Source organism: Streptomyces sp. NPDC008317 (assembly GCF_042955955.1).
Classification (GTDB): domain Bacteria; phylum Actinomycetota; class Actinomycetes; order Streptomycetales; family Streptomycetaceae; genus Actinacidiphila.
Genome location: NZ_JBIBFQ010000008.1, coordinates 338322 through 348729, shown reverse-complemented (window position 1 = coordinate 348729; position 10408 = coordinate 338322). Strand labels below are relative to the sequence as shown.

6 protein-coding genes and 1 pseudogene are annotated in these 10408 nt (G+C 71.8%); 5 read left to right on the top strand and 2 right to left on the bottom strand.

What is annotated here, in order from left to right:
* Nucleotides 1-21 precede the first annotated feature (21 nt).
* Nucleotides 22-1644, bottom strand: a complete 1623-nt coding sequence (locus ACFY9V_RS26090; protein ID WP_391163176.1) for an XRE family transcriptional regulator — start codon at nucleotides 1642-1644, stop codon at nucleotides 22-24.
* 264 nt (nucleotides 1645-1908) lie between these two features.
* On the opposite strand from ACFY9V_RS26090, the gene ACFY9V_RS26085 reads away from it, so the two are divergent.
* The 5 genes and pseudogenes from ACFY9V_RS26085 (at nucleotide 1909) to ACFY9V_RS26065 (ending at nucleotide 8825) form a co-directional block, all read left to right on the top strand.
* A complete protein-coding gene (locus ACFY9V_RS26085) occupies nucleotides 1909-3144 on the top strand; it encodes a hypothetical protein (RefSeq protein ID WP_391045830.1) in 1236 nt (411 codons plus the stop codon).
* 108 nt (nucleotides 3145-3252) lie between these two features.
* Nucleotides 3253-4149, top strand: a complete 897-nt coding sequence (locus tag ACFY9V_RS26080) for an acyl-ACP desaturase (RefSeq protein WP_391163174.1) — start codon at nucleotides 3253-3255, stop codon at nucleotides 4147-4149.
* Complete coding sequence (locus ACFY9V_RS26075) at nucleotides 4146-4997, top strand: alpha/beta fold hydrolase (RefSeq protein ID WP_355341694.1); 852 nt, start codon at nucleotides 4146-4148, stop codon at nucleotides 4995-4997. The genes ACFY9V_RS26080 and ACFY9V_RS26075 overlap by 4 nt, the downstream gene beginning before the upstream one ends.
* Before the next feature lie 279 nt (nucleotides 4998-5276).
* Nucleotides 5277-6677: pseudogene (locus ACFY9V_RS26070) on the top strand (discoidin domain-containing protein); the annotation flags it as partial.
* A 75-nt stretch (nucleotides 6678-6752) separates the two neighbouring features.
* Nucleotides 6753-8825 carry a glycoside hydrolase family 3 C-terminal domain-containing protein gene (locus ACFY9V_RS26065; RefSeq protein WP_391163270.1) on the top strand — a complete coding sequence of 691 codons (2073 nt, stop codon included), beginning with the start codon at nucleotides 6753-6755 and terminating at the stop codon, nucleotides 8823-8825.
* Between the two features lie 65 nt (nucleotides 8826-8890).
* On the opposite strand, the gene ACFY9V_RS26060 is transcribed toward ACFY9V_RS26065, so the two are convergent.
* Complete coding sequence (locus tag ACFY9V_RS26060; RefSeq protein ID WP_391163172.1) at nucleotides 8891-10351, bottom strand: SpoIIE family protein phosphatase; 1461 nt, start codon at nucleotides 10349-10351, stop codon at nucleotides 8891-8893.
* Between the last annotated feature and the right edge of the window lie 57 nt (nucleotides 10352-10408).

Here is a 10408-nt window from a genome sequence, read left to right as displayed (position 1 = left end):
GGCCGTCCGTCGCGGCGGCGGTCACGCCCGCTTCGCGGCGCCGCCGGCCCTGACCCGCGACGGCAGCCGCAGCCACCAGGACGCCGCGGCGCGGGTCTTGGAGGGAATGCGCAGGTCGCCGGAGACCCGCCGCAGGAGATCGGTCTCGCCGCTGATGCCGAGCCCGTAGACGGCGGCGGAGGCCGCGCGCCCACCGGCCGGGCGGGAGGCGCCGCCGGCGGCGGGGGTCAGCGCCAGCGCGTTCTCCCAGAAGGACCGCGGGCTGACCCCGCCCATGTGCGCGAGCGCCGACGTGGCGGCCCTGACCACCGCCTCCGGCAGGGTGGGAGCGAGCGCCAGCCGCTGGACCAGCGGCCGTTCCGCCGTACCCCCGACGATCCGCAGGGCTTCGAGCAGCCGCCCGGCGAGCGTGACATCGCGGGCGACGGCCAGCCGGGACAGCTCGTACGACATCGCGGCGGCCACCGGCGCCCGGTAGGGGGTGGCCGCGACCATCATGGCCGCGTACAGGCGCATGTCGAAGACCGGGTGCAGCAGCATCTCGCGGACCAGCAGGGGCAGCAGCGGGTCCGTGAAGCGCGGGATCTCGCGGGAGACGGCCGACAGGGCGGAGGCGGTGACGCGGGCGGCGATGTCGGAGCCGTACCGCTCCCCGGCACCGGTACGGGTGCGGGCCGGGAGCGACGGCGGCGCGCCGTCCAGCATGCGCGACACGACCGCGGCGAGCGCGCGTTCCTCCGCCTGGCGCCCGTCGGCGTCGTACGCCACCTGCTTGACCAGCCGGGCGAGCACGGCCGACTGCGGCCGGTCGAAGTGCTGGAGCCGGACCTTGCGGACGCAGGCCAGCAGCGCGCCGAGGAAGGCGCTGTCGTTGGTGGGCCTGGCCAGTTGGGCGAGCACGCCAGAGGCCGCGTCCGGGTGCGCGCTGGAGTCCAGGAGGCAGACCGGTTCGAGGAAGACCTGGTTGTGGGCGTCCGCCGCCCAGGCGATGCACGCCGAGACCGCCGCCACCTGACCCGAGGGGTGGCCGAGTACCCGGTTCAGCGCCTCGTGCCGCTGCTGCCAGGCCAGGCCGTCGGAGACCAGCGACTCGGTGAGCAGGCGTTCGGCCAGGGCCGTCCAGTCCCGTGAGCGCAGCCGCAGTTGGGGGTGGAGGACGAGCAGCACGGTCAACTCGTCCCAATCGGCGCCGGTGACCGGCGCGTCGTCCAGGGCGCGGTCCAGGAGGGTGTCGACCCGCCGTTCCGCCGCGCCGAGCTCCCCCGGCGCGCGGGCCAGCAGCGGTACGGCTCCGGCGGACGGGGCCGCGTACCGGTGGAGGATGTCGATGGTGGCGGTCAACTGGCCCGGCGGCAGGCCGAGTAACTGCTCGTAGCGGCGGACCGCGGAATGGCCGACCCTCGTCACGCCGGTCTCCCAGCGGGAGATGGAGCTGACGCTCACCTGCGCGGGCCAGGAGCCGCCGTGGAAGGAGCGGGCGAAGGAGTCGCCCTTCGCCCAGCGCGGTTCGCGGCCGTAGAGCCGGTTGACCCGCAGCAGCCACGCGGCGCGGTCCTGGGTCGTCGGCAGCGGGGCACGCGCGGGGACGGCCGACCGCCGCCGTCCGACCGATCCGTACGGCCGCCCACGCGTGCTGTTCGCCATCGCCACCCCGGTGATCCCTACGCGTCGCGTATTTATTGCAGTGCCCCCCGGCCCGCGCAACGCGCAGTCACATTAGACCCGGCCGACCGTACTGTCGCCATAATCCGGCCAGTCGCGGGAGGGCGAGCCGGATCGCCGGGGCGCACAAAGGGGGCGCGCGCCCGGAACACGCTGTGCGCACAGCGCCTCACCCGACAATTCGGCACGGAATTTCGCACAGGAACACGCAACAAGCGCCACGCACCACCCGAGACAGGGACGCCCATGGCTACCAGCCTGGCTCTTGCCGGAAAGACATTCGACATCTTCACCGCGGAACCCATTCTGCTGTCACGGATCAACGCGAGCCCTCGCCGGTGGCTCTGGCTCTGCGGAATTCCCGTCGTGACCATCGTCCTGCTCTTCGAGTTCTCCGGTCTGTACGGCGCGGTGACCATGCCGCACCTGGGCGGGCAGCTCTGTTCCGACCTGGCCCAATTCCTCAGGTTCGACCGGCCGGACTGCCGACGGCACGCGTCGGCGGGAAATCGGTTTCCGCTCCTGCGCGACCTGCTCTCGCTGAGCGCGATCGTCATCCTGCTGATCACCCCGGCCCTCGTCCAGCGGCAGTGGTCCGCCTTTGAGAACCTGCTGCCGGGAATGGAACGCGACGGATCGCTCACCGTCCCGGCGAACGCCGCCGCGCGGGCGCGGATCCACGCCGAGATCGACCGGACCAATCTGCGATTTCGCCGAATAAGGAATCTGGCGCCGATCATGATCGTCGGTTCGTTCGTCTGCGTCTTCGTCATCTCGCTCAGCGAGAAACGCCTGGGCATCTACTACGCGCTGGCGCCCGCCGGACAGGCGCACGCCTGGGGCAGGGCCGCGTACGCCAACTGGTGGGCGAGCTGGCAGACCTCGCCGGTCGGCGCCATCGTCTACCTCACGGTGGGCACCGCGGGCGTCTACTGGATCGCGGTCATGAACTGCGCGGGCAGCCGCGTACTGCTGTGCCTGTGGCGGCTCCGCGGCGACCTGCACTACGGCGTCGACCCGGCCAACGCCGACGGCAGTTTCGGCTGGGGCCGCGCCCGCGCCGTCCTGGTGCCGACCTACACCTCGATGGCCCTGCACGGCTTCGCCCTGATCGCGGTGGGCATCTCGCTGCCGTTCCCGTGCAGCGTCGTGGTGCTGATCCCGGTGGTCGGCCAGTGGCTGCTCGCGCTGCCCGTCTACACCGGGCTGCCGCTGCTGCTCACCCGGCGCTGGGTCCGGGGATTCAAGCGGCGGGAGGAGGCCCGGCTGCGGATCGCGCTGCGGCGGCTGGAGGCCGACCGCGCCGCTCTGCTGGCGGCGGGCCGCTACTTCACCGAGTGCGAGGCGCTGAGCGGGCGCCTGGCCCGCGTCCGCGACATCCGGTCCTTTCCCTTCAACCGGCCGCGCGACATCGTGCTGGCCGCCGCGAATCTCCTCGCCACCGCCGGTGGCGTCTACTCCCTTTTCCTCGTCTGGTACTGACCAGGCGTCACTTCTCGTCGGCCCGCCATCACTTGGCGCCGGCCCGACGTCACTTCGCACGGACTCGGTCGCACCGAACAGCCCGCTCCACATCCGTCTGGGGGATTCATGCGCAAAGACCAGGAAAACCAGCTCCAGGAAGTCTTCGACGCCTACGCGCTCACCTGGGGACCGGTGCAATGGCGCTCGCGAGTCGCGGCCGTCCGCCGTACCGGGAACGACACCTTCGCCTCGATGCTGTACGCGCTCGCGGCCGTCGAGACCGATTCCGCGCTGATGCGCAGAAAGGTGCACGCGATCCGGGGCGACCGGGCGAACGCGCTCGCGCAGTTCAACATCCTGTGGCTGGCGGAGGAGGCCGAGCACGGTTACGCGCTGCGCGCCGCCGCTTCGGCGCTCGGCACTCCGAGGAAACCGTCGGCGGTGCGTCGCAACACCCGTCACATCCGCGCACTGGTGACCTGGCCGACGCTGTACGCGGCCGGTCTGCTCATGCCGCACATTCAGGCGATGTACTGCGTTCTGGGCGCGATGCAGGAGTACATCGCGCTGACGACCTACCGGCGGATCGGCGAATTGGTGGGAGATCCGGCGCTCGACGATCTGCTGAAGGCGATCGCGCGCCAGGAGTCGCACCACATGAAGTTCTACCGCAAGTGCGCGCTGATCCTGCTGGAGGAGCCGGGCGCGCGCAGGACCGCGCGGCTGACGATGCCCACGCTGTGGCGTCCGCCGGGCATCGACCTGCTCGGCCTCGGCCAGTGGCTCGACGTGTTCGGCCCGCTGCTGCGCGACCCGGTGTACGCCGACCGGCTCGCGCGGGCCGACGCCGTGTTCGGGGACCTGATCGAGGACCACTCGGTGACGCCGATGACCTCCTTCCTCGCCAAGGCCGGACCCCGGCTGCACGCAGCGGCGGCCACCCCTGCGCCCGCCGGGAGCACCGCGGTCCGCCTGCCTCTCGTCGGGGCCGCCGACCGGTCCGTCGGCGGGCGGCGCCGATGAGGTCGTTCCGCTCCGGCGGCTGGGAGTTCCCGGTCGGCGACGCGGGGCCGCGCGACGGCGAGCCGGTGGTGCTGCTGCACGGCTTCCCCGCGGGCCCGGCCTGCTGGACGCGGGTCGCGCGGGCCCTGGGCGCGGCGGGTGTACGGACGCTCGCCCCGCTCCAGCGCGGGTACGCCCCCGGCGCCCGCCCGCGCCGGGCGCGCGACTACCGGCTGCCGCTCCTGGTCGAGGACGTCCTCGGCCTGCTGGACGCGGCGGGCCTGGAGCGCGCGCATGTCGTCGGGCACGACTGGGGAGGCAGTGTGGCCTGGGCACTCGCCGAGCGGGCGCCGGACCGGGTCGCGTCACTGACCGCCGTGTCGATGCCGCACCCGGCCGCCCTGGGCCGGTCGCTGCTGACCAGCCGTCAGGCCCTGCTCTCCTGGTATCTGCTCTTCTTCCAACTCCCCTGGCTGCCCGAGGCGGTGATCACCCACGACCGCGGGCACACCGGGGCGCGCTGGCTGCGCCGGCTCGGCCTGGAGGAGGCGACGGCCCTCGGGTACGCGCGGCGGTTCGTGACCGACCGGGCCGCGCTGACCGGCGCGCTCGGCTGGTACCGGGCGCTCCCCCGCGAGGCGGCCCGCGGGCTGCGGGCCGCGCCGGTGTCGGTTCCCACGCTGTTCGTGTGGGGTACGGCGGACGCCGTGATCAGCGCGCGGTCGGCGTGGCTGACCGAACGCTGGGCGGCGGGTCCTTACGCCTTCCACCCGCTCGTCGGCGGCACGCACTGGCTGCCGGAGCAACGTCCCGACCTGCTGGCCGAGTTGATCCTCGGACAGCTCGCGAACCACCCCGCCGCCCGCTGAACCGGACCCGCCGCGATCCGGAAAACAGGCCGACTCCGACCCCAAAAACCGTTATCCATACGGGCGTTGGTTCCGGCGCTGTCACGGGGATTGACACTGTTCAGGCGTTGCAAGAGACTCCCACGGAGAGCGCTCTCCGCCGTCATCTCCGGCCATTGTGCGACGAGTCCGGAGCAATTCGCAGCCGCCACCGTGGATGCCGCCGCCTGCCGCCCGTCGCCCGTCCGGCGACGGCCTCCACGGTGATCAGAGTCATCACACCCCCATGTGGAGATGCACATGAGCCTCCTGTCCACATTCCTGAGGTCCGTCAGACGGCGCAGACCGCTGGTGGCCGTCGCCCTCGCGGCGGCCCTGGCGACCGGCGGTGCCATCGGCACCACGACCGGTACCGCGCACGCGGCCGACACCCTGCTGTCCCAGGGCAAGACCGCCACCGCCTCCTCGACCGAGAACGCGGGCACCCCCGCCTCGGCCGCCGTCGACGGCGACGTCGGCACCCGCTGGTCCAGCGCGGCCGGTGACCCGCAGTGGCTCCAGGTCGACCTCGGCGCGTCGGCGACCATCAGCTCGGTCAGCCTCAACTGGGAGACCGCGTACGCCACGGCCTTCAAGATCCAGGTCTCCGACACCGGCACGACCTGGACCGACGCCTACTCGACCACGACGGGACCCGGCGGAAAGCAGACCCTTTCCGTAAACGCTTCCGGGCGCTATGTCCGGATGTACGGCACCGCGCGCGCCACCGGATACGGCTACTCCCTCTGGGAGTTCCAGGTCTACGGCTCGACCGGAGCCGCGGGCGGCACCTGCGGCACCGCCAACGCCGCGCTCAACCACCCGGCCACGGCGTCCTCCACGGAGAACGCGGGCACCCCCGCCTCCGCGGCCGTCGACGGCAACGCGGGCACCCGCTGGTCCAGCGCGGCCGGTGACCCGCAGTGGCTCCAGGTCGACCTCGGCTCCTCGCAGGCGGTCTGCAAGGTCGGTCTCACCTGGGAGGCGGCCTACGCGACCGCCTTCAAGATCCAGGTCTCGGACAACGGCACCACCTGGACCGACGTCTACTCCACCACCACCGGCACCGGCGGCACCCAGAACCTCACGGTCAGCGGCACCGGGCGCTACGTCCGGATGAACGGCACCGCGCGCGCCACCGGATACGGCTACTCCCTCTGGGAGTTCCAGGTGTACACCACCGGGAGCGGCGGGACCGGCGGCGGCACCGGGGGCACCACCACCCCGCCCACCAACGGCGGCGGCGGGGACTTCTCCGGCACGGTGATCTCCGCCTACAAGCAGGTGTCGGCCTCGTCGTACGAGGGCGGCAACGCCCCGGCCGCCGCTCTCGACGGCCGTACCACCACCCGCTGGTCCAGCCTCTCCACGGACAACGAGTGGATCCAGGTCGACCTCGGCAACATCGGCAAGATCAGCGGCATCGTGCTCAACTGGGAGTCGGCGTACGGCAAGGGCTACCACATCGACGTCTCGGACAACGGCACGGCGTGGACGCCGATCTACACCACGGCCAACGGCCCCGGCGGCATCGAGCGGCTGCCCGTCACCGGCCAGGGCCGCTACGTCCGGCTGACCGGCACGGCCCGCGCCACCGGATACGGCTACTCGCTCTGGGAGTTCCAGGTCTACGGCACGGTGGACAACTCCACCGCGACCCCGCCGCTGCTCTCGGCGCCCACCAAGGCCCCGGCCACGCTCAACCAGTTCGCGCTGTCCGCACCGGCCGACAAGGCCATGGTCACCAACACCCGGCGTCCCGCGCTGAGCTGGGCGGCCGTCGGCGGCGCCGCGCACTACGAGGTGTGGCTCAACATCAGCCGCACCGACTACGACTTCACCGCGTCGGGCAATCTGCTCGACCTCTACACCAAGGTCGCCGAGCCCACCGGCACCTCCTACACGCCGAGTTGGGACATCACCGACCGCTGGACGTACAAGTGGTTCGTCGTCTCGGTCAGCGGTTCGGGCGCGAAGACCACGTCCAACATCCGCACGTTCAGCGTCTATCTGCCCGACGTCAAGCAGGCGGCCGACGGCATCAGCATCATCAACGGCGCGCGGGACCTCAACAAGGACGGCTCCATCGAGCCGTACGAGGACTGGCGGCTGCCGGTCGACACGCGGGTCGGTGATCTCCTCGGGCGGATGACGCTGGAGGAGAAGGCGTTCCAGATGTTCTACAACGTCCAGTCGTACCCGATGTCCGGCTGGCACTTCGGACCGGCGCAACCCGCCGACCTGGACAACGTCCTGAAGTCCACGGCGGCCACCCGGCTGGGCATCCCGCCGGTCTCGGCCGGTGACACCACCGCCGGTTACCAGACCACGTATCCGTTGCAGAGCACCCTGGCGGCGGGCAAGGACTATCCGCTCGACTACAAGCTCGGCGACATGCAGCGCAAGGAGGAGCTGGAGGTCGGCGCGCGCGGCACGCTGTCCCCGCTGGCCGAGGTCGGCACGAAGGTTCTGTACCCGCGGATCCAGGAGGGCGGCGGCGAGAACGCCGACGTGGCGGCGGCCCAACTGCGGGCGCTGGTGGCCGGTTTGCAGGGCGGCCCGGAGCTGAACCCCGGCTCGGTGCTCGCCACCGTCAAGCACTGGCCCGGTGAGGGCGCGGGCGGCGAGGCCGGCATCGTCTACGACGGGGTCACGATCAAGTACCACATGATCCCGTTCAAGGCCGCGATGGAGGCGGGCGCGGTCAACATCATGCCCGGCTACGCGGGCAGTTCGTATCTCGACCCGGGCGGTCCCGGCGCGGGCGACAGCGCGAAGATCCTCACCTACCTGCGGCAGAATCTCGGCTACACCGGTCTGATCACCACGGACTGGCTGCCGTCGACGGCCTGGATCAACGCGGCCAACGCGGGCTCCGACGTGATGGGCGGCGCCGACCCGGGCGCTGCCGACTTCACCATGGCGAGCTTCGAGAACAGCGTGCCGCTGGCCCGGATCAACGACGCGGTCACGCGCATCCTGAAGCTCAAGTTCGAGCTGGGCATCTTCGACCACCCGTACGGCGACCCGGTCAACGGCCCGTACCGCTTCCACCAGCCGAGCTACACGGCGCTGGCCAACCAGGCGTCGCGGGAGTCCAACACGCTGCTGAAGAACAACGGTGTGCTGCCGATCAGGCTCAACTCCGGTGACAACATCGTGGTCGCGGGTCCGCGGGCGACCGACGGCGCCGCATGCTGCATCTGGTCCAGCTACTTCCACCCGGACTACGGCTCGCTGACCGTGCTCGACGCGATCAAGGCGAGAGCGGCGACGGCCGGTGTCAACGTCTACCAGGACACCGGACCGGCCCCGAAGCTCGCGGTCGTGGCGGTCGGCGAACCGTCGTACACCCACGCCACCTCGTGGCCCGACACCCAGCCGTATCTCCCGGCGGACCAGCTCGCCATCATCCAGAATTTCAAGAACCAGGGAATTCCGGTGGTGGTCGTGCTGACCCTGCCCCGACCCATCGTCATGAGCGACTGGAACAACCTGGCCGACGCCATCGTGGTGACTTACCGCGGCGGTGAGGAGGTCGGACCGGCGACGGCCGGCCTGCTCTTCGGCGACTACACCCCGCGCGGCAAGCTGCCCTGGCAGCTGCCCAGAAGCCTCGACCAGGTGCTCAAGCCCGGTGGCGGCGACAATCAGGCGGACGCCAACGAGGCGTGGGACCTGCCCTACGACCTCGGCGCCACCGCGGCCGAGCGGGCCGACATCCGGGCGAAGATCGACGCCGGTCAGACGGTGCCGACGACGTACGGGAATCCGCTCTACCCCTACGGTGCCGGTCTGACGAGCTGGTAGACCGCACCGGTTCGTGAGATCGCAGCGCCTCCCGTCGGCTCCGGCCGACGGGGGGCGCTGCCCGTTCAGGCCCCGCTCAGGGCCGGGACGTGCTGCTCGACCCAGATCGTCTTGCCGTCCTCGCTGTAGCGCGTCCCCCAGCGGTCGGCGAGCTGCCCGATGAGGTAGAGGCCGCGCCCGCCCTCGTCCAGGAGTTGGGCGTGCCGCATGTGCGGCGAGGTGTCGCTGCCGTCGGAGACCTCGCAGATGAGCCCCGCATCCCTGATCAGCCGGAGCGAGACCGGGCCGCGGGCGTGGGTGACGGCGTTGGTGAGCAGTTCGCTGACCACCAGTTCGGTGGCGAAGGCGTGGTCGGACAGGCCCCACTCCTCCAGCCGGGCCATGACCGCGGCGCGGGCGGCCGGGACGCTCTCCGGGAGCGCGGGGTACTCCCAGCTCGCGACGTTCGCGCCGTCCAGGGTCCTGGTGCGGGCCAGCAGCAGCGCCACGTCGTCGTCGTGTTCCGCGGGCAGCCCCGACCAGACGCGGTCGCACAGCGCGTCGAGGCTGTCGGTGGCGGGCAGCAGGGCCCGCGCGAGGGCGGCGACGGCCGCGTCGGTGCCCTGGTGGCGCAGGTCGAGCAGGCCGTCGGTGTAGAGCGCCACGACCGTGCCCTCGTCGAGGGTGAGGGTGCTGCTCTCGAAGGGCGTGCCGCCGACGCCGAGCGGCGGATTCTCCGCGAGCCGCTGGAATTCCACCCGGCCGTCCGGGTGGACGAACGCGGGCGGGGTGTGGCCCGCGCTGGCCACCGTGCACTGCCGCGAGATGGGGTCGTAGACCATGTACAGGCAGGTGGCGCCCAGCTCGCGGTCCGCGTCGTCGTCGGCGAGGCGTACCGCCAGGTCGTCCATGCGGGAGAGCAGTTCGTCGGGCGCGAGGTCGAGGTCGGCGAGGGTGTGCACGGCGGTACGCAGCCGCCCCATCATCGCCGCCGCGTGGATGCCGTGGCCCACCACGTCCCCCATGACGAGCGCGACCCGGGTGCCGGACAGCGGGATCACGTCGAACCAGTCGCCGCCGACGCCCGCCGCGGTGTCGGCGGGCACGTAGCGGTAGCTGGCGTCCACGGCGCTGTTGCGCGGCACCTTGTGCGGCAGCAGACCCTGCTGGAGCCCCAGGGCGATGTCGCGGCTGCGGGTGAGCTGCTGCGCCCTGACCCTGGCCTGGCTGATCAGGACGGCGACCACGGCGGAGGCGGCGAGGAACGCCAGCTTGACCAGCCACAGGTCGGTGCCCTCGGTCAGCCAGTGCCGCAGCGAGGCGTACATCGCGACGGTGAGGGCGCCGAGGACGGCGGTGACGGTGACCGAGTGCACCGCGGCGGCCAGGAAGGGCACGACCGCCAGGGCCAGCCCGAAGTGACCGTCGGGGGCGGTGCCGACGATGGCGGAGCCCGCTCCGACCAGCACGGCGGAGGGCACGACACGCGCGACGCGAGCGAGCAGGCGGCCGGATACGCGCGGCCCCCCTGCGTACACGACGTCCATTCCGGCCCACTTTCGGTTCGGCACGGCGCTGTCCCGCAGCCCGAGCCCATGACAAAA

What these genes read in the sequence shown, in the direction of transcription:
- ACFY9V_RS26075 (WP_355341694.1), top strand. Translation starts at nt 4,146, where the DNA reads ATGAGGTCGTTCCGCTCCGGCGGCTGGGAGTTCCCGGTCGGCGACGCG.
- ACFY9V_RS26090 (WP_391163176.1), bottom strand. Translation starts at nt 1,644, where the DNA reads ATGGCGAACAGCACGCGTGGGCGGCCGTACGGATCGGTCGGACGGCGG.
- ACFY9V_RS26060 (WP_391163172.1), bottom strand. Translation starts at nt 10,351, where the DNA reads ATGGACGTCGTGTACGCAGGGGGGCCGCGCGTATCCGGCCGCCTGCTC.
- ACFY9V_RS26080 (WP_391163174.1), top strand. Translation starts at nt 3,253, where the DNA reads ATGCGCAAAGACCAGGAAAACCAGCTCCAGGAAGTCTTCGACGCCTAC.
- ACFY9V_RS26085 (WP_391045830.1), top strand. Translation starts at nt 1,909, where the DNA reads ATGGCTACCAGCCTGGCTCTTGCCGGAAAGACATTCGACATCTTCACC.
- ACFY9V_RS26065 (WP_391163270.1), top strand. Translation starts at nt 6,753, where the DNA reads ATGGTCACCAACACCCGGCGTCCCGCGCTGAGCTGGGCGGCCGTCGGC.